The sequence below is a fragment of the Tardiphaga sp. GW821-FHT12E02 genome, from assembly GCF_058807155.1.
On the sequence record NZ_JBXAQK010000001.1, the window covers coordinates 3147344 to 3164139 of the forward strand.

Annotated in this window: 24 protein-coding genes; 16 read left to right on the forward strand and 8 right to left on the reverse strand. The window is 63.0% G+C overall.

The window, feature by feature from the left end; all coding sequences use genetic code 11:
* Positions 1-98 precede the first annotated feature (98 nt).
* From AC1RQ5_RS14810 to AC1RQ5_RS14850, 9 genes are all read left to right on the forward strand, one after another.
* A complete protein-coding gene (locus AC1RQ5_RS14810; RefSeq protein ID WP_493199945.1) occupies positions 99-1352 on the forward strand; it encodes a serine hydrolase domain-containing protein in 1254 nt (417 codons plus the stop codon).
* Between the two features lie 96 nt (positions 1353-1448).
* A complete protein-coding gene (locus AC1RQ5_RS14815; RefSeq protein ID WP_493199947.1) occupies positions 1449-2111 on the forward strand; it encodes a phospholipase A2 family protein in 663 nt (220 codons plus the stop codon).
* Positions 2112-2207: 96 nt separating this feature from the next.
* Entirely contained in the window at positions 2208-2705 is a 498-nt protein-coding gene (locus AC1RQ5_RS14820) for a DUF3016 domain-containing protein (RefSeq protein WP_493199948.1), read from the forward strand.
* A gap of 15 nt (positions 2706-2720) precedes the next feature.
* Complete coding sequence (locus tag AC1RQ5_RS14825) at positions 2721-3065, forward strand: Lin0512 family protein (RefSeq protein WP_398484613.1); 345 nt, start codon at positions 2721-2723, stop codon at positions 3063-3065.
* Between the two features lie 11 nt (positions 3066-3076).
* The gene (locus tag AC1RQ5_RS14830; protein ID WP_398484617.1) at positions 3077-3736 is read left to right on the forward strand and encodes a TenA family protein; all 660 of its coding nucleotides are present in this window, start codon (positions 3077-3079) and stop codon (positions 3734-3736) included.
* Between the two features lie 101 nt (positions 3737-3837).
* The gene (locus tag AC1RQ5_RS14835) at positions 3838-4428 is read left to right on the forward strand and encodes a cupin (protein WP_493199950.1); all 591 of its coding nucleotides are present in this window, start codon (positions 3838-3840) and stop codon (positions 4426-4428) included.
* A gap of 69 nt (positions 4429-4497) precedes the next feature.
* On the forward strand, positions 4498-4845 hold the full coding sequence (locus AC1RQ5_RS14840; RefSeq protein WP_493199952.1) for an ArsR/SmtB family transcription factor: 348 nt from the start codon (positions 4498-4500) through the stop codon (positions 4843-4845).
* A gap of 13 nt (positions 4846-4858) precedes the next feature.
* Positions 4859-5389 (forward strand): SRPBCC family protein, encoded by a 531-nt coding sequence (locus AC1RQ5_RS14845; protein ID WP_493199953.1) that lies wholly within the window; start codon positions 4859-4861, stop codon positions 5387-5389.
* Between the two features lie 31 nt (positions 5390-5420).
* A complete protein-coding gene (locus AC1RQ5_RS14850) occupies positions 5421-6116 on the forward strand; it encodes a DUF899 domain-containing protein (protein ID WP_398484605.1) in 696 nt (231 codons plus the stop codon).
* Between the two features lie 40 nt (positions 6117-6156).
* On the opposite strand, the gene ahpD is transcribed toward AC1RQ5_RS14850, so the two are convergent.
* Complete coding sequence (ahpD, locus tag AC1RQ5_RS14855) at positions 6157-6675, reverse strand: alkylhydroperoxidase, AhpD family (protein ID WP_493199955.1); 519 nt, start codon at positions 6673-6675, stop codon at positions 6157-6159.
* A gap of 79 nt (positions 6676-6754) precedes the next feature.
* Positions 6755-7306, reverse strand: a complete 552-nt coding sequence (locus AC1RQ5_RS14860; RefSeq protein WP_493199957.1) for a peroxiredoxin — start codon at positions 7304-7306, stop codon at positions 6755-6757.
* A gap of 159 nt (positions 7307-7465) precedes the next feature.
* Between AC1RQ5_RS14860 and AC1RQ5_RS14865 the strand changes: the two genes are divergently transcribed.
* On the forward strand, positions 7466-8365 hold the full coding sequence (locus tag AC1RQ5_RS14865) for a LysR substrate-binding domain-containing protein (protein WP_493199959.1): 900 nt from the start codon (positions 7466-7468) through the stop codon (positions 8363-8365).
* Here the strand turns inward: AC1RQ5_RS14865 and AC1RQ5_RS14870 are convergent, their stop codons facing one another.
* From AC1RQ5_RS14870 to AC1RQ5_RS14885, 4 genes are all read right to left on the reverse strand, one after another.
* Positions 8366-8857, reverse strand: coding sequence for a peptide deformylase (locus AC1RQ5_RS14870; RefSeq protein WP_493199960.1), 492 nt, complete (start codon positions 8855-8857; stop codon positions 8366-8368). It lies immediately after the preceding gene.
* Positions 8854-9399, reverse strand: coding sequence for a disulfide bond formation protein B (locus AC1RQ5_RS14875; RefSeq protein WP_493199962.1), 546 nt, complete (start codon positions 9397-9399; stop codon positions 8854-8856). Before AC1RQ5_RS14875 ends, AC1RQ5_RS14870 begins: the two co-directional genes overlap by 4 nt.
* A 7-nt stretch (positions 9400-9406) precedes the next feature.
* Positions 9407-9565: a DUF5993 family protein gene (locus AC1RQ5_RS14880; protein WP_493199964.1), complete on the reverse strand. Its 159-nt coding sequence runs from the start codon at positions 9563-9565 to the stop codon at positions 9407-9409.
* Positions 9566-9643: 78 nt separating this feature from the next.
* Positions 9644-10105 carry a MarR family winged helix-turn-helix transcriptional regulator gene (locus AC1RQ5_RS14885; RefSeq protein ID WP_493199966.1) on the reverse strand — a complete coding sequence of 154 codons (462 nt, stop codon included), beginning with the start codon at positions 10103-10105 and terminating at the stop codon, positions 9644-9646.
* Positions 10106-10275: 170 nt separating this feature from the next.
* Between AC1RQ5_RS14885 and AC1RQ5_RS14890 the strand changes: the two genes are divergently transcribed.
* On the forward strand, positions 10276-10848 hold the full coding sequence (locus tag AC1RQ5_RS14890) for a DUF308 domain-containing protein (protein WP_493199968.1): 573 nt from the start codon (positions 10276-10278) through the stop codon (positions 10846-10848).
* A 128-nt stretch (positions 10849-10976) separates the two neighbouring features.
* Complete coding sequence (locus AC1RQ5_RS14895) at positions 10977-11324, forward strand: ArsC family reductase (protein WP_493199970.1); 348 nt, start codon at positions 10977-10979, stop codon at positions 11322-11324.
* On the opposite strand, the gene AC1RQ5_RS14900 is transcribed toward AC1RQ5_RS14895, so the two are convergent.
* Positions 11321-12199: a helix-turn-helix domain-containing protein gene (locus AC1RQ5_RS14900; protein WP_493199972.1), complete on the reverse strand. Its 879-nt coding sequence runs from the start codon at positions 12197-12199 to the stop codon at positions 11321-11323. The two genes, AC1RQ5_RS14895 and AC1RQ5_RS14900, sit on opposite strands and share 4 nt — an antisense overlap.
* Between AC1RQ5_RS14900 and AC1RQ5_RS14905 the strand changes: the two genes are divergently transcribed.
* Together AC1RQ5_RS14905 and AC1RQ5_RS14910 are read left to right on the forward strand one after the other, a co-directional pair.
* A complete protein-coding gene (locus tag AC1RQ5_RS14905; RefSeq protein ID WP_493199974.1) occupies positions 12198-13496 on the forward strand; it encodes an aldo/keto reductase in 1299 nt (432 codons plus the stop codon). The two genes, AC1RQ5_RS14900 and AC1RQ5_RS14905, sit on opposite strands and share 2 nt — an antisense overlap.
* Before the next feature lie 18 nt (positions 13497-13514).
* A complete protein-coding gene (locus AC1RQ5_RS14910) occupies positions 13515-14216 on the forward strand; it encodes a formylglycine-generating enzyme family protein (protein ID WP_493199976.1) in 702 nt (233 codons plus the stop codon).
* Between the two features lie 3 nt (positions 14217-14219).
* Here AC1RQ5_RS14910 and AC1RQ5_RS14915 read toward each other — a convergent pair whose 3' ends face one another.
* Positions 14220-14825, reverse strand: a complete 606-nt coding sequence (locus tag AC1RQ5_RS14915) for a PAS domain-containing protein (RefSeq protein WP_493199977.1) — start codon at positions 14823-14825, stop codon at positions 14220-14222.
* A 425-nt stretch (positions 14826-15250) separates the two neighbouring features.
* Between AC1RQ5_RS14915 and AC1RQ5_RS14920 the strand changes: the two genes are divergently transcribed.
* Positions 15251-16006, forward strand: a complete 756-nt coding sequence (locus tag AC1RQ5_RS14920; RefSeq protein WP_398480525.1) for an ABC transporter ATP-binding protein — start codon at positions 15251-15253, stop codon at positions 16004-16006.
* Positions 15999-16745: an ABC transporter ATP-binding protein gene (locus tag AC1RQ5_RS14925; RefSeq protein WP_398480523.1), complete on the forward strand. Its 747-nt coding sequence runs from the start codon at positions 15999-16001 to the stop codon at positions 16743-16745. The genes AC1RQ5_RS14920 and AC1RQ5_RS14925 overlap by 8 nt, the downstream gene beginning before the upstream one ends.
* Positions 16746-16796 lie beyond the last annotated feature (51 nt).

Below are 16796 nucleotides of genomic sequence, written 5' to 3' on the forward strand. Positions count from 1 at the left end.
TGGCATGCGGCAGATGAATGCCGCCCGGCTCAAACGCAGGATGTGTGCCGGCGTTTAGGGTGTTACGACAGACGCTCCAGTCCTCCGGAGCCTTCCCCATGTCCGACGCCCCCGCACAGTCTGTCCCCACCGCTGCCGAGACCGATCCGAACACGCTCGGCTGGATGAAGGGCTTTCCGCCGGCGCCGGACAAGACCATCAAGTTTCACGACGACTCGTTCCGTGATTTCCCGCAGCTGCGTTGGGCCTGGAGCAATGTGCGCTCGCTGGTGCCGACGGTGGCCGTCTGGCGCGGGGCGGGCGGTGCATCGGCGTTGCCGCGCGAAGAGCGCGATATCGGCGGCTCGCAATCGACGACCATGGATGGCCGTCCGATGACCTTCGCAAAAATGTTCGACGAGACCTATGCCGATGGCATGGTCGTGCTGCATAAGGGCAAGCTGATCCATGAGCGCTATGCCGGCGCGCTGAAGCCGCACAAGCCGCATATCGCCATGTCCGTCACCAAGTCGTTCACGGGCACGCTGGCCGGCATGCTGATCGCCGAAGGCAAGATCGATCCGCAGGCGCCGGTGACGGACTATGTGCCGGAGCTGAAGGCCAGTGCGTTCGGCGATGCCCGCGTGCATGAGGTCATGGATATGACCACGGGGCTGAAATACACCGAGGTCTATGCCGACCGGAATTCCGACGTCTGGAGCCTGCGCCGCGCCAATGGCATGGCGCCGATCCCGCCGGACTATCAGGGCGCGACCGACATCTTCGCTCTGCTGTGTCAGCAGGAAAAGCAGGGCGAGCATGGCAAGGCCTTTGCGTACAAGACCGTCAATACCGATGTGCTTGCCTTCATCGTTCGTCGCGCGAGCGGTGCGACGCTGAGCGATCTCTTGTCCGAGCGCATCTGGGCGCCGATGGGTGCGGAAGAAGACGCGCATTATCATGTCGACCGCATCGGCACCGAGAGCGGCGGGGGAGGGCTCTCGACTACGGTGCGCGATCTCGCGCGCTTCGGCGAGACCATGCGCAATCACGGCCGCTTCAACGGTCGCCAGATCGTGCCGTCGTCGGTGGTGGAAGACATCGAGCGCGGCGCCGATCCGGAGAAGTTCAAGCCCGCTGGCTATGTCACGCTGCCTGGCGGCTCCTATCGCAATCAATGGTGGGTCACGCATAACGCGCACGGCGCCTATATGGCGCGTGGCGTCTACGGGCAGGGCATCTATATCGATCCCAAGGCCGAGATGGTGATCGCCCGCTATGCCTCGCATCCCGTTGCCGGCAATGCCGCCAATGATGTGGTGACACTGCCAGCCTATATGGCGCTGGCGAAGGATCTGATCGCGGGCCGCTGAGGCCGCGATCGGGAACCCGAAAGGGAACAAAACGGCGCGTTGCGCGTAGTTTTGGCGGCCGATATGTCCGTCGGCCGTTACCCGGATCGCGCAACGATGACCAGGCCCTCGCAATTCGCTTTGTGGCTCCGATATGCCTGCGCCGCGCTGCTGCTGGCGTCAGCCTGCGGTGTCGCGGCTGTGCCCGGCCATGCGCAGGACGTGGTGCGCGAGGCACCGGCCGTGGTGCGCGAGGCGCCCGCCGCAGAGTCCGTTGTCATTGCCCCGCCTGCACGAGTCCAAATCCCGACGCCGCGTGATCCGAAGAACATGGATCCCACCACCAACGGCCTGACCTTGATCCACGGCAATTATTGCGGTGTCGGTCAGCGTCCGGGCGGTCCGATCGATGCACTCGATGTCGCCTGCATGCATCACGATGCCTGCACGCCGACGGGGCGTTTGCCGACCTGCGAATGCAATGCGCGCCTGCGTGATGAAGCTGCGGCGGTGGCCCGCGATCCGCGACAGCCGGTGGAGCTTCAAAGCATGGCATCGATGGTCGCAGCTGCTGCGACCGTGATGCTCTGCAAGCCCTTGACCTCGACGGCATCGGCGCCGCCTCCCGCGGCTCCGCCAGCGTCGATCCCGGCTGCGCGCGAGCCCGCCGAGCCCGTTTCAATCGTCCCGGAGACGGCTGAATCAGACACAGTCGCGCCAGCGCCTGCGAATGGCCCTGCGCCAATGTCCATTGCACCGAAGGTGCAATCGCTGCCTTGAACAATTGCAAAGTGGCAAGGGTCTGCGCGCCAGACTGTGGCCGCATTGATACGTGTGGATGACCGTCGTGAAACGGCACATGCGTGGAGATCAGCCATGGTGAAACGAACGATCCTTGCGGCAGCGCTGATGATCGCAGCCTTCGCGCCAGCGCATGCCCTTGCCGGCGTCAATGTCCGCTTCATCGATCCCGACCGGTTCACCGATGCCGGCTCGAACGGATTTCGCTCGGCCGATGCAGGCGTGCTCGCCGAGATCAAGGCCCATCTGCAACGACTGGGCGGCAGGTTTCTCGCGTCCGGCCAGAACCTGACCATCGACATTCTCGACATCGACCGCGCCGGCATGGACGAGCCATGGCGCGGCGGCAGCATGCGCGATGTCCGCATCATGCGCGGTGTCACCCCGCCACGCATCAAACTGCGTTACGTCCTGGCCGACAAGGGCAGGCGGGCGCGCGGTGGCGAGGAAACGCTGACTGACATCAATTATCAGATGAACCCGTCCGCGCGCTTCGGCGGCGATCGCCTGGTCTACGAGAAGGCATTGCTCGACGACTGGTTCCGGCGCATGTTTCCGCGCGACAGGTTCTGAAAGAGGAAAGACCAGATGGCACGCGTGCGCTGTATCACCGAGATGGGCATGGGCGTTGACGTTCACGGGCGTGACGCCACCAAGGCAGCCAAGCGCGCAGTGTCGGACGCGATCCGGCATTCGAGCGTCGGCTTCTTCCGCATGGTCGGCAAGACGCCGCACGACATGTTCGTCGATGTCACCGTCGCCGTACCAAACCCCGATGATGTCGATACGGACGCCGTCGCCAAGGAACTGCCTTACGGCACGGTGACCGTGAAGGCCGTCAAGGGCGGCCTGGAAATCCCCGCCGAAAGCGGCACGGATGCCATCATCATCGCCAATGCGGCGGTGCTGGTGAGCCTCGAAAACGACGCGTGAGCGTGGGATCGATGGACATCTTCGATCGCCTCAAGGCCGCAGCCATCGATGACTGGTCGTCCTATGTCGATCACGATTTCGTCCGCCAGCTCGGCGCAGGCACGCTGCCCGAGAAGGCCTTCCGCACTTATCTCGTGCAAGACTATCTGTTCCTGATCCAGTTCGCCCGTGCCTATGCACTGGCGACCTACAAGAGCCGCACGCTCGACGACATGAAGATCGCGCAAGGCGGGCTCGCGTCCATTCTGGGCGAGATGGAATTGCACATCAAACTGTGCGGCCGCTGGGGCCTGTCACCCGCCGACATCGAAGCTGCGCCGGAATTGCAGGCGACGGTGGCCTATACGCGCTTCGTGCTCGATTGCGGTGCGGCCGGCGATCTGCTCGATCTCCATGTGGCGCTGGCGCCGTGCGTCATCGGCTATGCGGAGATCGGTCGTAAGCTCGCGCCTGATGGCGCAGATGCGCTCGGCGATCATCCCTACCGCGAATGGATCGGCGAATATGCCGGTCCTGGCTATCAGGAGATTGCTGCGAATGCGCGCCGTCATCTCGACGATCTCGCCGCCCGCGCAATGACCGAGCGCCGCTTCGGCGAACTCGCAAAACTGTTCGGCCAGGCGTCACGGCTCGAAGCCGATTTCTGGCAGATGGGGCTGGATGCGCGCTAGCGCGCGCACCGCGATCGATCGCACATTTGCGTCAGTGGTCATCCATTCGCCATCGCCTGCGTTATCTTGGGCATCGGCAACGCGGCAGCAAGGATGATCTCATGTCGGACATGGACAGGCGCGATTTCGGACTGATGGTCGGCGGGCTCGGCCTGCTCAATGCATTTCCGGCATCCGCAACCGGCGCGCCAGCAGGGCCCGAGGTGTTGCAGCTGAAGCGCAATGGCTGGGTACCCAACAATGAGCGGCTGCCGGTGCTGCATTATCGAAATGTCCTGGGCGACGTTCAGCGTGATCGCGCGAGCGCGCTCGAAGATCTGTTCCGGCGCAACGGTTGGCCGCCGCAGTGGCGCAACGGCGTCTACGACTATCATCACTATCATTCCACGGCGCATGAGGTGCTGGGCTTCGCTGCCGGCACCGCGAAGCTGATGCTGGGTGGCCCCAACGGCACCGAGGTCATCGTGAAGTCCGGTGATGTGGTGGTGCTGCCGGCCGGCACCGGCCACTGCCGCATCGAGGCGAGCCGCGATTTTCTCGTGATCGGCGCCTATCCGCCCGGCCAGCAATGGGACATCCGCCGCGACGCGCCGAGCCCCGAAATGGTTGCCCGCATGGCTGCCGTGCCAGTGCCGTCATCCGATCCGGTGGCAGGTGAGAGCGGGGCGCTGAAAGCGCTATGGCCGGCCTGATTTGACAAAGACTGGGAATCCTCAACCGTTTGGTTGACAATCAGGAGTGGCAGGTTCATATTCAACCGCATGGTTGAATTACTTGCACCCCAGCTCGACACCGTTTTTCACGCCCTCGGCGACGCAACCCGGCGGCAGATGCTGCGCGAACTGGTGCAAGGCGAGCGCACGGTCGGTCAGCTCGCCGAACCGCACAAGATGTCGCTGGCGGCAGCTTCCAAACACATCAAGGCACTCGAGAGTGCGGGCCTGATCCGCCGCGAGGTGCGCGGGCGCACGCATTGGTGCCAGCTCGCGCCGGGGCCGCTGGCCAGCGCGCATGAATGGCTGGGCTTCTACGAGCAGTTCTGGACCGATCGGCTGGATGCGCTCGAACAACTGCTCCATGCCGACGATGCAGCAAAATCAAAACCATGACAGGAGAGAAGCGATGAACGACATCACGCCATCGGCCTATGGCGCGCTCACGGGGCCTGCCGAACTGACCATCCAGCGCCTGCTGCCGGGCCCGATCGAACGGGTCTGGGCCTATCTGACCGACAGCGATCTGCGTAAACAGTGGCTCGCGTCGGGCGACATGCAGATGAGCGTGGGCGCGCCATTCGAATTCGTGTGGCGCAATGACGAACTCTCCAATCCGCCTGCGAAGCGGCCCGAGGGATTCAGCGCGGAGCACCGCATGCAGAGCGAGATCATCGAAGTCGATCCGCCGCGCAAGATCACGTTCACCTGGGCACCGCGTGGCGAGGTGACATTCGAGCTCAATCCGCAAGGCAGCAAGGTGCTGCTTACCGTGATCCATCGCCGCATCAGCGATCGTGCCAATACGCTCAAGGTCAGCGCCGGCTGGCATACGCACCTCGATGTGCTGGTGTCGCGTCTGAATGGCGAGGAGCCAAAACCATATTGGGACGTCTGGCAGCGCCTGCACGAGGAATACGGGGCACGCCTGCCAGATTGAACCTGCGGTCAAACCGACGAGGGAGGTCACGATGCAGAACACCGTCGTTTCGCACGAAGACTGGCTGAAGGCGCGGCTCGACCTGATGGAGGCCGAAAAGGCGTTCACACGCCAGCGTGATGAACTTACACGCCGCCGCATGGCGCTGCCATGGGAACGTGTGTCAAAGCCTTATCGCTTCGACAGTGAAAGCGGCGAGTGCACGCTCGCCGATCTGTTCGGCGATTGCTCGCAGCTCATCGTCTATCACTTCATGTTCGGGCCGGACTGGCAGGAGGGCTGCAAGTCCTGCTCGTTCTGGGCCGATAATTTCAATGGCATTCCGGTCCATCTGAAACACCGCGACGTTGCCTTCACGGCCGTGTCGCGGGCGCCATTGCAGCGATTGCTGGCTTATCGCCAGCGTCTGGGCTGGAGCTTCCCCTGGGTCTCGGACCGCAGCGATTTCAGTATCGATTATTACGGCGCATTCCCGCCGGAGGATCTGGCGAAGGGCGAGACCTACTGGAACTACAAGGTCCAGCCGAACACCACGTCGGAGCAGGTCGGCATCAGCGTGTTCGCGAAGAATGATGCAGGCGAGGTGTTCCACACCTATTCGATCTTCGGCCGCGGCGTCGAGGAAGTAAACGGCGCCTATCATTTCCTCGACATGGTGCCCAAGGGCCGCGACGAAGACGGGCTCGACTTCACCATGTCATGGGTACGGCGGCACGATCAGTATTGAAGAATGGCGATCGGGCGCAGCCCGATCGCCATCGGGGTCGTTACGCAGCTTCCAGCCCGATCGCCACCGACTGGATGATCGAACCGAAGCGCACGGCCGCCTGGATCACCTCGGTGGACACGCCGGCCTTGCGCAGCACGTCTTCATGGGCGTCGATGCACATGCCGCAGCCATTGATGGCGGAGACGGCCAGCGACCACAATTCGAAGTCGATCTTGTCGACGCCGGGATTGGCGATCACATTCATGCGCAGCTTGGCCGGCATGGTCTTGTAGTCCTTGTTCGATGCTAGATGCACGAAGCGGTAATAGATGTTGTTCATGCCCATAATGGTCGCTGCCGCCTTGGCAGCCGTGATCACGCTGGCATCCACCTGGCCTTCGGCTTCGGCGATCAGCGCCTGCTTCACCTCGGCATTGCGCGAGGCGATCGCGCAGGCGACGAACAGGCCGTATTTCTGGTTCTTCGACAGCGTCTCGTCGGACGCCATCGAGGAGAGGTTGAGGCGGGTGTCCTTGGCAAAGTCGGGCAGCTTGGATTTCAGGGCGTCGATCGACATGATGATCCTTCGAAATATGTGAGAACGAAAACGGCGGGCCTTTCGGGCCCGCCGCAAAAGCGATGCAGCAAAAGGCTGCTTAGGCTGCCGCCAGCGTCTCGCCGCCGACTTCGCGGTTGCAGGCGCAGAGCTCGTCGGTCTGCAGCGCGTCGAGCACGCGCAGCGTGTCCTTCGGCGCGCGGCCGACATTGAGATTGGTCGCGTAGATGTGCTGGATCACATTGTCCGGATCGACGATGAAGGTGTAGCGATAGGCGACGCCTTCCGGCGAGCGGATGCCGAGGCCATCGACCAGCGAGCCGGTGGTGTCGGCAAACGACCAGATCGGCAGCTTGTTGAGATCCTTGTGGTCGCGGCGCCAGGCCAGCTTGACGAATTCGTTGTCGGTGGAGCCACCGAGCACCACGGCGTCGCGATCTTCGAAGTCCGAAGCGAGACGCGCGAATTCGGCGATTTCGGTCGGGCACACGAAGGTGAAATCCTTCGGATAGAAGAAGATGATCTTCCACTTGCCGGGGAAGCTCGCTTCCGTGATCGTCTCGAAAGCCGAGACGCCGGCTTCCTCGTGATTGTTGAAGCCGGGCTTCACGCCGGTGACGGAAAACGACGGAATGGTCTGGCCGATGATCATGGGGGCGATCTTTCACGTTAGAGGCGAGGCGATGAGCCGGTGCAACAATTGATGCGCCTTGCTCTGGGCCTGATTTCCATGGTTTAGGTGCAGTGCACCCAAACCGTCAAAACGATTAAACCGAAACTTGAATTCGGTTTTGTCGATAGGAATGCGACGTTGATCAACGTCAATTTGCGCCACCTGCATTATCTGGTCACGCTCACCGAAGCCGGCTCGTTTTCGGCTGCGGCCACTGCGGCGCATATTTCCCAATCGACACTGACCTCGGCGATCCAGGGCCTCGAGGAAGAGCTCGGCGGCCTCCTGATCGACCGCTCGCAGCGCCGCGTCACGCTGCTGCCATTCGGCGAGGCCGTGGTGGCGAAGGCGCGGCATATTCTCGATCAGATCCAGCAACTGCCGGGCCTCGCCGCCATCGATGGCGCGCCGCTGACGACAAAACTGCGCCTCGGCATGATTCCGTCGATCGCGCCCTTTGCTTTGCCAAAGCTGCTGCCGGCGTTGCGTGCACGCTATCCCGATCTCAGCCTGAAAGTGCGCGAAGGCCTGACGCAGGATCTGCTGCGCCTCATCGACAGCGGCGAACTCGACGCCGCCTTCATCGCCCATGTGCCGCCGGAAGATGATTACGCCCATGCCGTCGTGGCGCGCGATCCGTTTTCGCTCGCGGTGCCGGCACAGCATCGCCTTGCCAATGCCAGCGAGGCGAATGTCGGTGATCTCGGCGAGGAGACGCTGCTGCTGCTCGGGCAGGGCCATTGCCTGCGCGAGCACGTGCTCTCCGCGGTCGGCCGCGGCTTGCAGCCCGGTGCAGAAGACGTGCGCGCGCATTCGATCACGACGCTGGTGCAACTGGTCGAGAACGGCATGGGCGTCACGCTGCTGCCGGACATCGCCATCAAGGCCGGTGCGATCGCCGGCACCAGCCTGCAGCTGATCCCGTTCGATGGCCCGCGCGCGTCGCGCACATTGGTGCTGGCCTGGCGCCACCGCAGCGTCCGCGAGGCCGATTTCCGCGCGCTGTCGGCGCTGCTCGGCGAATTGTTCGAGGCCTGATCAGGCGCGCGAGATTTTCTCGAAGCGCTTGATGATCCGCTCGCGCTTCAGGCGCGACAGGCACTGGATCCAGAACAGGCCATTGAGCTGATCGATCTCGTGCTGATGACATACTGCACGCAATCCGTCGGCCTCTTCTTCATGCGCGGTGCCATCGAGATCGCGATAGCTGATCCGCACGCGCGCATGACGCTGGATATCGTCATTGACGCCCGGCATCGAGACGCTGCCTTCCTGATGCATGATCATCTCGGGCGCCGCCCAGATCATCTCCGGATTGACGTATGTCTTCGCACCATCACCGAGATCGAGCACCACCACGCGCAGCGCCACGCCGATATGCGGCGCGGTGATGCCGATCCCCGGCGCCGCATGCATGGTGTCGCGGAGATCGTCGGCAAGGACACGCAGCGCGTCGTCGAAGTCGGTGACATCAGCCGCGGGTAGTGCCAGACGCGGATCGGGATAGCGGATGATGGGGCGGATGGTCATTTCAGCAGTTCATACACGACCGGATCATCCGCACAGGCCTTGAAGCCGCATTCGAGCAGAGCGGAGGCAAAGTTGCCGGCCGTCAGGGCGATGATCAGCCCAACGGCGATGGTCGCGAGGATGCCCGCGGTTACCGGCGCCGCTGGCTGCCCGTCGAATTGGCGGTCGAACAGCAGCATGAGTGCGATCAGCGCGATCGCGGCGACAAAGGCGAGCAGCGCCAGCGTGTAAAAATGATAGCCGAACAGCGCGGTGCCATAGCCGGTGTCACCAGGCATGATGTGCAGCAGCACCTGTCGCGTCGACACCACAGCGCCAACGATGGCGGCCAGCAGCGACAGCGCATAGTGGCTCGGGCGGGGGCCGTAGCGGATGTTGAGGATCGGGCCGATGGCCAGCAGCGCGAACATGATCCGCTGCAGCAGGCACAGCGGGCAGGGCAGTTCACCGAGAACGAACTGCGCGCCGAAGGCGGTGGCGAGCACGGCCGCGAGCGCGTAGAGCGCGAGGACGTTCAGGGTGATGGCGCGAGCAGGTGTCATGAGCGCCTCAGAACGACAGCTTGAGCGCGTCGGTGGCGTGATGCACGAAGGTCGCGAGACAGGCGATCAGCACCACGGCGAACAGCGACAACGCAAGCCCACGCGGCCCGCGCCATGCGACCAGCATGGTGACGGTGATGGCGAGAAACAGGGCCGTGAATTCCATGACAGCATCCGCATTGTTCGTCGGAGCTAGATCAGATTCGACGAAGCCCGCCCAGCAATGGACGGCTGCAGGCTGTCTTCAGCCTTTCGCCGTCTCATCCGTGTTTGTGTAATTGGCCACCGCATCCCGAAAGGCATGCACCTCGCTATTGAGCGCGATCAGCCGTTCCGGCGTCATGCCGGCGGCGGCGAACAGCGTCTCGCCGAGGCAGCGCGCTTTCTCGCGCATGGCCGTGCCCTTCGGCGTCAGCGAGACCACGACCTGACGCTCATCGTCGGGATTGCGCTGACGCATCACCAGTTCGGCCTGTTCGAGCCGCTTTACCAATGGCGTCACCGTGCTGGATTCCAGCGCCAGCCGATCGGCGATCCCGCCGACGCTTTGCGGGCCGCCCTCCCACAATGTGCTCAGCACCAGATATTGCGGATAGGTGATCTCCAGCCGGTCCAGCAGCGGCTTGTAAGCGCGGCCGATCGCCATGCTGGCCGAATACAGCGCAAAGCAAAGCTGATGATCCAGCGGGATGTGGCGCGGCACCATAACGGGTCTCCTCAACTTAATATCACAATAATGTATATCGCGATAAATGACTGGACAAGGCCAGTCGCCTGCAGCGATAAAGATATCGCGATAATATTTATCGCGGTATTTAAAATGGCCGCGGCCGTCTGTCTTTGACGCCCCGTGCCCCAGCTTTCGCGGAGAAAGTCATGACAAACGCAGGAACGACAGGATTTCAGGCCGCCGGCACCGGCGACCTCGCGCGCTATTACCTGGTCCGCGGCATCGTCGCGGCCGGCTGGGTTGCCGCGGCGGTGGCTGTCGGCAGGTCGCATGCCGCCGTCGCTGCCGTGCTGCTGGTGGGTTATCCCGCCTGGGATGCGCTGGCGAACTGGTTCGATGCCAAGGGCAGCGGCGGGTTGCTGGCCAATCCCTCGCAGGCTTTGAATGTGCTGGTCAGCCTCGGCACGGCGGTGGCCGTGGCCGGTGCGCTGCAGTCCGGCATGAATGCTGTGCTCGCGGTCTTCGGCGTATGGGCCGTGCTTGCCGGCCTCGCGCAGCTCGTGACAGGTATCCGCCGCTGGCGCGTCGCCGGTGCGCAATGGGCGATGATCCTCAGCGGCGCGCAATCGGCGCTGGCCGGTGTGTTTTTCGTGGTTCAGTCCGGCGGCGCCAAAGTCCCGACCATTGTTGATGTCGCGCCCTATGCCGCATTCGGCGCGTTTTACTTTCTCGTCTCTGCTGTCTGGCTGATCGTTGCCAACCGTCGGCGCACCGCCTGAACCCGATCGGGACCAGCGGTGATGCACGCTTGCGTCACCGGCGCCCGCTGTGGATGACAGTGGAATTGCGCGCGGTCGCGATGTGCATCTGCTAGTCAGGTCCGCAGCAACCGATCGGCGGATATCTCATGACCACCACCATTTACGGCATCAAGAACTGCGACACGATGAAGAAGGCGCGCACCTGGCTCGACAGCCACGACATCGCTTACGCCTTCCACGACTACAAAGCGTCGGGCATCGACAAGGCGCATCTCGTGCGCTGGTCGAAGGCGGCGGGCTGGGAGCTGCTGCTCAATCGCGCCGGCACCACCTTCCGCAAGCTCGACGATGCGGCGAAGCAGGGGCTCACCGAGGCGAAGGCGATCGCGCTGATGCTGGAGCAGCCGTCGATGATCAAGCGACCGGTGCTCGAGGCGGGCAGCAAGATCCTGGTCGGCTTCAAGCCGGAGATCTATGCGAAGGAATTCGGCTAGAGCCGGAACGTCCGCCGATAATCCGACGGGCTGTGACCCGTCGCGGCGCGAAACACGCGCGCAAAATGCGTCGGGCTCTGGAAGCCGACATCGAGCGCGATCTGCGTGACCGAGGCCTGGCTTCGCACCAGCGCATGTTTGGCGACAGCCACGCGGCGCGCATTGATGAAGTCCAGCGGCGTCTGGCCGGTGGTCGCGCGAAACGCGCGATGGAAATGACCTTCGGACAGATCGGCCAGTTGCGCGAGGTCGGCAATGCGGATGGTGGCATCGAGATTGGCATCGATGAAATCGCTGATGCGGCGGAGCCGCGCGCCGGGCAGGCCGATGCGCTGCGGTGATACGGCCGCGCGGCCGTAGCGGCGGCCCAGATAAAGCAGCAGCGCGTGGCTCATGGTCTCGCAATAGGCCTCGTCCAGGCCGCCATCGAGCGCATCGAGCCGGTCGAATTCGGACAACAGAGTCCAGACGAAGCGATCTTCCTGGCCGGCAATCGGTGCCAGTCCGTCGATCGCATCGGGCGCGATGCGGGCGACGGCCTGCGGATCGAGCGCGATGGAGGCCCAGCGCCATTCCACATTGTGCAGACGGAGCCGGCGCTCGCACCCTGCCGGCAGGAACGAGATGGACGAGGGCAGGTCCGGGCCGTCATAGCGGTGGCCGCCATCGATGGCGAGCTGATGACGCTCTGCGCCGCCGCTCAGCGTGGTCATGATGAGATGATTGTCGGAGGCAACGCAACCTTCGACGATGGTGGTGAGTGGCCGGTGTGCCGTCTCGAACGAGCCGCCGGACCACTGCCGGCGCCGCCAGCCGTCGGGGCGCGAGCTCAATCGTCCGAAACTTGCACTGAAGCCCTCGATGCCGTGCCGCATGGCGTTCCTCGTAACCGGCGATGTGCCGCGCGAGACCAGCGGCAATCTAGCCAGTGCAGTGCACAAACTCAATGACACCACAGGATCCGACGCGCGGCGTCAGGATCGCGCGCGACGACATTTGCGGGATCACGTTCTCTGCATGGATGGCCCGCCGATCCCTGCGGGCGCGATCACGGAGCGATGGATCATGGACGAAACCCCTCACAAGACCACGATGATGACCGATCGGCGCGGCTTTCTCGGCGCGGCAACGGCGATCGGCGCGGTGGCTGCGGCATCGATGCAGGGCAGCGGCCTCGGCGTGACGTCGGCTGCGGCCCAGACGGCCGCGCCGACTTCGGCTGCCGGCCCCGTGCTGACCCGGACAATCGGTCGCACCGGCGAGACCGTCACCGCGCTCGGTCTCGGCACATTCCTTACCTTCGACATGCTGCCCGGCGGCAATCGCGAGCCGCTGCGCGCGGTCACCAAGACCTATCTCGATGCCGGCGTGCGCGTGGTCGATACGTCGCCGCTCTATGGCACCGGGGAGGTCAGCCTCGGCACGTTCATGAGCGGCATGGGCATGACCGACCAGGTCTTCATCAGCAACAAGATCTGGTCCACGGGCGATTACCTCGCCGATGAGAGCCACATGCTGCGCAGCCTGGAGCAGTCGCGGCTGCGACTGTGGCGCGACAAGATCGATCTGCTGTTCTGCCACAGCCTCGTCAATGTCGATGTGGTGATGCCGACATTGCGCGCCTGGAAGAAAGAGGGGCGGGTGCGTTATGTCGGCGCCTCCGTGCACGAGAACACGTATCACGACATTCTCGCCGGTCTGATCGAGCGTGACATGGTGGATGTCGTGCAGGTCAACTATTCGATTTTCAACCGCGGCGTTGAGGACCGCGTGTTGAAGGCTGCACAGGACAAGGGCGTCGGCGTCTTCATCAACATGCCGTTGGAAAAAGGGCGGCTGCACAAGATCACCGAAGGCCGGCCGCTGCCGGATTTCGCCCGCGAGATCGGCGCTGCCAACTGGTCGCAGTTCTTCCTCAAATGGGTGATCGGCAATCCTGTAGTGACCACCGCTTTGCCGGCGACGTCCAATCCCGGCCACGCCGCCGAGAATGTCGGCGCATTGCGCGGCCCGCTTCCGGATCAGGCGATGCGGCAGCGGATGGTGAAGCACATGGAGACCATTCCGGGTTTCACGACGCTGGCATCGATGGCATGGTATCCCGACAAGGGAACCATGTATCAGGGCGTGATCCGTCGGTCGCAGGCATCACTGCGGCAGCGGTTGAGCTGAGTGATGCGCGGAGTCGGGATGTCGGTGAGATCGATCTGCCTTTCATCGTTGCTGAGCGTGGCACTGGTGAGCGCTGCGTCTGCAGCGCCCGACTCCGCGCAAAACCTCGACGGCTTCGCCATCGATCGTAATGAAGTCACCATCGGCGAATTCCGCGGGTTCAGGGACTCGCGCAATCTCGTCACCGCGGCTGAGCGTGCCGGTGGTGGTTTTGAGTTCGGCAGCGGCTGGGAGCGTCGCAGCGGCTGGACATGGGCGTCGCCCTATGGCCAGCCGGGCAGGGACGATGAACCGGCCGTCCATGTCAGTTGGGGCGAGGCGCGTGATTTTTGCGTGGCGCGCGGCGGCCGCCTCCCGCGTTTGGAGGAGTGGCGCCGGGCCGCCTATACGGAGCTGCGTGCCGATCCGTCCGGCAGTTTTGATCGGGGGACGACCTATCCTTATCCCGTCGGCGACAAGCCTGACGGGATGAACACCTCCGGCAGCGATCCCTGGCCGCGACATGCCACGGTCGCGACGACGAAGCGCGGCGTCAACGGGCTGTACGACATGGGCGGGAATGTCTGGGAATGGCTCGCCGATCGTCAGGGCGATCAGGCGCTCACGGCCGGCGGCTCGTGGTGGTATGGCGCCGACAAGACGCAGGCGTCCGCCGTGCAATGGAAGCCCGCGGATTTCTACGCCGTCTATGTCGGCTTTCGCTGCGTCTATGATCGATGATGATCAGTCGATCTCGATCAGGTCGCCCGCCGTGCTGCGGCTCGGCATCCGATGCGCGAGGTTGCGGTCGAGCACGACGCTGAGCACCGGCTTCGGCACGCTGTGATGGCCGCGCATCAGGTTGCGGATCTCGAAGCCGCCGTCTTCGCTGATGGTCTTGAGCGATGCGATGATATGCGTGACGGCGCTGCCGCCGTCGCAGAACGGCAGCAGCAGTCGCTCATACGCCACCACATGGCCGTTGACGTCGTCGATCATCGAGATCGTATAGGTCGGCAATTGTCGTGCGATGCAGGCGTGATAGGCGGGCAGCACGACGGGGCCGAGGATCGGGCCGAGATAGTCGTCGAGATAGCGGCCGCGGCCGGTGGAGCCGTAAGCGCTCGCCATGCGCGTGCCGTTGCTGTCGATGATGAAACGCGCCGGCCCGCAGCTGTGATCGACAATGTAGTAGACGAGATCGGCGCGCTCCTCCTCGAGCCGCTCCGGTTGATAGGCAGCAACGCGCGGCAATGCCTGCGCAGGCGCGTAGAGGCGCAGCCAGCAGTTCAGCAAATCACGTTGCCGGATCGATTTCACAACGGATGCGTCTGAGCTTTCGAAACTCACGGCCATCGTCCCACATGTGCGAATGCGGCAAAGCATGAGCCAATCAGGCAAACAAAACATGAAGAGGAGTGGTTGCTTACTCATACAATTAAGAAGCGATTGCGATTTCGTTCCATGCGCTTTTCGCGATTGTGCGCGCTGAAAAGTTCTGTTTGCCGGAATGTCCCCGCATCCTTTTTGTGCAGTGCACGGCAAGCGCAACCCTCTAATACTAATGGCGAAGTTGGTGCGACAGGTGGTCCCCGGCAAAACGGCCGTACTGCACTTGCGTTAATTGATCGCTTGACGGCATAGTCCGTGCCGCGACATGGAGCAGGGCTGGGGCAACCCGATTTCATATCGTCCAAGTTCTAGTCGAAGACTGCTGCGCAAAAAATCGGCCAGCCGCGCGACACCGCGGCCAAGGTTGATTGGGGGAAATTTGCTTGACCGATGAGTTCATCCTCGAAACCCACGGACTGACCAAACAATTTGCGGGATTCTACGCCGTTCGCGACGTCAATCTCCAGGTCCGCAAGGGTACCATTCACGCGCTGATCGGCCCCAACGGTGCCGGCAAGACGACGTGCTTCAACCTGCTCACCAAGTTTCTGCAGCCCTCCGAGGGCCAGATCCTCTACAAGGGGCAGGACATCAGCGCGATGGCGCCGGCAGACGTCGCCCGTCTCGGCCTTGTGCGCTCGTTCCAGATTTCGGCGGTATTTCCGCATCTGACCGCATTGGAAAATGTCCGCGTCGCGCTGCAGCGTCAGCACGGTTCGTCCTTCGATTTCTGGCGCTCCAAGACGGTGCTCGACAAATACAATCAGCGCGCTGCCGAGCTGCTGGAAGATGTTGGCCTGTCCGAATTCGCCAACACCCCGGCAGTCGAAATGGCCTATGGCCGCAAGCGCGCGCTGGAGATCGCCACCACGCTGGCGCTCGATCCGGAAATGATGCTGCTCGATGAGCCGATGGCCGGCATGGGCCATGAGGACATCGACAAGATCGCCGCGCTGATCAAGCGCATCTCGGCGAAATACACCATCCTGATGGTCGAACATAATCTCAGCGTCGTCTCGACGCTGTCGGACAAGATCACCGTTCTGACGCGCGGCAAGATCCTGGCGGAAGGCAACTATGCCGACCTCACCAAGGACGAGCGCGTGAAGGAAGCTTATTTGGGAGCCGGACATGGCTGATACACTCACGGCCGCCCCGGCGTCTGCCTCTGCATCGACAAAGCCCGTTCTCGAAGTCCGCGACCTGCAGGCGTGGTACGGCGAGTCGCACATTCTCCACGGCATCAATTTCGATGTGCGTCCGGGGGAGGTGGTGACGCTGCTCGGCCGCAACGGCGCCGGCAAGACCACGACGCTGAAGTCCATCATGGGCATCATCGGCAAGCGCACCGGCTCGGTGAAGTTCGAAGGCAACGAGATCATCAAGACCGCCTCGGACAAGATCGCGAAGCAGGGCATCGCCTTCTGTCCGGAAGAGCGCGGCATCTTCTCCAGCCTCGACGTGCGCGAGAACCTGATGCTGCCGCCGACCATCCGTCCGGGTGGTCTCTCGGTCGAGCAGATCTTTGAACTGTTTCCGAATCTGAAGGAGCGCCTCAACAGCCAGGGCACCAAGCTCTCGGGCGGCGAGCAGCAGATGCTGGCCATCGGCCGCATCCTGCGCACCGGCGCGCGCTTCCTGATGCTCGACGAGCCAACCGAAGGTCTGGCCCCCGTCATCATCCAGCAGATCGGCCACACCATCGCGCGGCTGAAGTCGGAAGGTTTTACGATCCTGCTCGTCGAGCAGAATTTCCGTTTCGCCTCCACCGTCGCCGATCGTTTCTACATCGTCGATCACGGCAAGGTCGTGGACGGTTTTGCGAGTTCGGAACTGTCCGCCAACATGGACAAGCTGCACACCTATCTCGGCGTCTAATTCATAAAAGCTACGGAACGAACCAACGGTCCGAGTGAATTCATGAAGTTC

Excerpts from the sequence above, each read along its gene's own strand:
- AC1RQ5_RS14810 (WP_493199945.1), top strand. The coding sequence starts at position 99 with ATGTCCGACGCCCCCGCACAGTCTGTCCCCACCGCTGCCGAGACCGAT.
- AC1RQ5_RS14815 (WP_493199947.1), top strand. The coding sequence starts at position 1,449 with ATGACCAGGCCCTCGCAATTCGCTTTGTGGCTCCGATATGCCTGCGCC.
- AC1RQ5_RS14820 (WP_493199948.1), top strand. The coding sequence starts at position 2,208 with ATGGTGAAACGAACGATCCTTGCGGCAGCGCTGATGATCGCAGCCTTC.
- AC1RQ5_RS14825 (WP_398484613.1), top strand. The coding sequence starts at position 2,721 with ATGGCACGCGTGCGCTGTATCACCGAGATGGGCATGGGCGTTGACGTT.
- AC1RQ5_RS14830 (WP_398484617.1), top strand. The coding sequence starts at position 3,077 with ATGGACATCTTCGATCGCCTCAAGGCCGCAGCCATCGATGACTGGTCG.
- AC1RQ5_RS14835 (WP_493199950.1), top strand. The coding sequence starts at position 3,838 with ATGTCGGACATGGACAGGCGCGATTTCGGACTGATGGTCGGCGGGCTC.
- AC1RQ5_RS14840 (WP_493199952.1), top strand. The coding sequence starts at position 4,498 with ATGGTTGAATTACTTGCACCCCAGCTCGACACCGTTTTTCACGCCCTC.
- AC1RQ5_RS14845 (WP_493199953.1), top strand. The coding sequence starts at position 4,859 with ATGAACGACATCACGCCATCGGCCTATGGCGCGCTCACGGGGCCTGCC.
- AC1RQ5_RS14850 (WP_398484605.1), top strand. The coding sequence starts at position 5,421 with ATGCAGAACACCGTCGTTTCGCACGAAGACTGGCTGAAGGCGCGGCTC.
- ahpD (WP_493199955.1), bottom strand. The coding sequence starts at position 6,675 with ATGTCGATCGACGCCCTGAAATCCAAGCTGCCCGACTTTGCCAAGGAC.
- AC1RQ5_RS14860 (WP_493199957.1), bottom strand. The coding sequence starts at position 7,306 with ATGATCATCGGCCAGACCATTCCGTCGTTTTCCGTCACCGGCGTGAAG.
- AC1RQ5_RS14870 (WP_493199960.1), bottom strand. The coding sequence starts at position 8,857 with ATGACCATCCGCCCCATCATCCGCTATCCCGATCCGCGTCTGGCACTA.
- AC1RQ5_RS14875 (WP_493199962.1), bottom strand. The coding sequence starts at position 9,399 with ATGACACCTGCTCGCGCCATCACCCTGAACGTCCTCGCGCTCTACGCG.
- AC1RQ5_RS14880 (WP_493199964.1), bottom strand. The coding sequence starts at position 9,565 with ATGGAATTCACGGCCCTGTTTCTCGCCATCACCGTCACCATGCTGGTC.
- AC1RQ5_RS14885 (WP_493199966.1), bottom strand. The coding sequence starts at position 10,105 with ATGGTGCCGCGCCACATCCCGCTGGATCATCAGCTTTGCTTTGCGCTG.
- AC1RQ5_RS14890 (WP_493199968.1), top strand. The coding sequence starts at position 10,276 with ATGACAAACGCAGGAACGACAGGATTTCAGGCCGCCGGCACCGGCGAC.
- AC1RQ5_RS14895 (WP_493199970.1), top strand. The coding sequence starts at position 10,977 with ATGACCACCACCATTTACGGCATCAAGAACTGCGACACGATGAAGAAG.
- AC1RQ5_RS14905 (WP_493199974.1), top strand. The coding sequence starts at position 12,198 with ATGGCGTTCCTCGTAACCGGCGATGTGCCGCGCGAGACCAGCGGCAAT.
- AC1RQ5_RS14900 (WP_493199972.1), bottom strand. The coding sequence starts at position 12,199 with ATGCGGCACGGCATCGAGGGCTTCAGTGCAAGTTTCGGACGATTGAGC.
- AC1RQ5_RS14910 (WP_493199976.1), top strand. The coding sequence starts at position 13,515 with ATGTCGGTGAGATCGATCTGCCTTTCATCGTTGCTGAGCGTGGCACTG.
- AC1RQ5_RS14925 (WP_398480523.1), top strand. The coding sequence starts at position 15,999 with ATGGCTGATACACTCACGGCCGCCCCGGCGTCTGCCTCTGCATCGACA.